This is a genomic window from Bartonella sp. AC62GZZY, assembly GCF_042196525.1.
In the GTDB taxonomy this organism is placed as follows: Bacteria; Pseudomonadota; Alphaproteobacteria; order Rhizobiales; family Rhizobiaceae; genus Bartonella.
Genome location: NZ_JBHIQN010000002.1, coordinates 333973 through 335475, shown reverse-complemented (window position 1 = coordinate 335475; position 1503 = coordinate 333973). Strand labels below are relative to the sequence as shown.

At 39.7% G+C, this 1503-nt stretch carries 1 protein-coding gene; it reads right to left on the bottom strand.

Going from position 1 to position 1503, the window contains the following annotated elements:
• Positions 1-114: 114 nt before the first annotated feature.
• The coding region (locus tag ACFIML_RS02845) for a Vomp family autotransporter (protein ID WP_375687319.1) at positions 115-1503 on the bottom strand (1389 nt) is incomplete at its 5' end.

The window sequence follows — 1503 nt, the reverse complement described above, 5'->3', positions numbered from 1 at the left end:
GTGTCATCAAATATTATGCTTATCTCTAGATAAATACTGTGAATCTGTAAAAAAATATCCACCCTCATTTTAATAAATAAGGGTGGATATTTTGTTCTGTTTTCGTTGTTCGTATTATTTTATTTTCAGAGTAATTGCACCACCTATTCCCCAATGACCACCAGCACTCGTGGCAGAGAGATTAGAGCGGATTTTCCCGTTTTCAGATGTATAACCAGCACCAAGAGCAAATGCGGATTGTCCACGCCATGCGCCGCTACCAAATGAGACACTCAAAGATCCTGGCTCGTCGAAGTAACGTAGGTTGGATACTGCTAGACCAACGGCGGCTGCTTGCCTTGCCTCTTTGCGTACGCTCTTAATATCATAACTTAAAATATTAAACTTCATATCTGTATATTGGTTAGCCCGATCAACAGCACCATCAATAGCATCAATCCTGATATTATTTATCCGTTGATCTGTGTAGTGCTTCGATTCATCGAGAACAATTTTCATCTGTTCTTGGGTATAGTCATGGAGCTGACCGCCATTAACAGCTTCTTTCGAACCTTGTTCAATGCGACCATTGGCAACATTATCAATCATAACAGGTTCACTTTCATTCCCACCTTGTAGAGTGATCTTATTGGCCTTTTTACCATCAGCATCTTTATCATAGTTAACTGCCCCATCAGCAAGATTATTAACCGTGTTCTCAATATTATCAACTCTGTCTTCAATATTGAAAACCGTTTCACCAATATTCGTAACCGTAGTGGAAATATTGTCGACTCTGTTTTCAATATGTTTAATATCTTTTTCAACGCCAGTGATACGTTCGTTGGTCTCCCAAAGCTGTCCACCATTGACTGCATCTTTTGAACCTTCTGCAATTTTACCATCTGCTACATTGATAATCTTACTTGGTTGACCATCATGGCTAGCGTCATAAGCTTTTTTCTGCTCATTCCAATTTAAACCATTGGACGAGACATTGTTTTCAACATTTTGAATGCGGTCGTTTATCTTAGACATACTCTCACTTACGCCGTCAAAAGCACTGACAACGTCATGATAATCCTTCTTTTCACTAGAGCTCCCGTCAGCCTTGAATTGTGCTATCTTGAAAGTAGGAGCAGTCCATTCTCCATTATTATAGCCAGCGCCACCACCAAAATACGCAGCCAATTGGTTGCTCATAAGATAAAGTTGCGAACCATTTACTGCATCGGTTGAATCTTCAGTAATATCTCCATTGGCAAGAAATTTAATTTTGCTATTGGCTTTTCCCTCTCCATGCTGTGCCACAAATGCCTGCTCATCATTACTCCACAATAGAGAATCTTTAGAAACACCCTCTATTTTCTGAGTAAATTCATTGGCTACATGTGTTAAGCGACTATTCACATTGTTGATATTGTCATCAAGCCCTATCAAAGCGTCACCAACATTATTATGGTCTTTAGATACTGCTACGCCATCTTCAGAAATGCGCGACAAATGATAGAGCGGACCGAATAA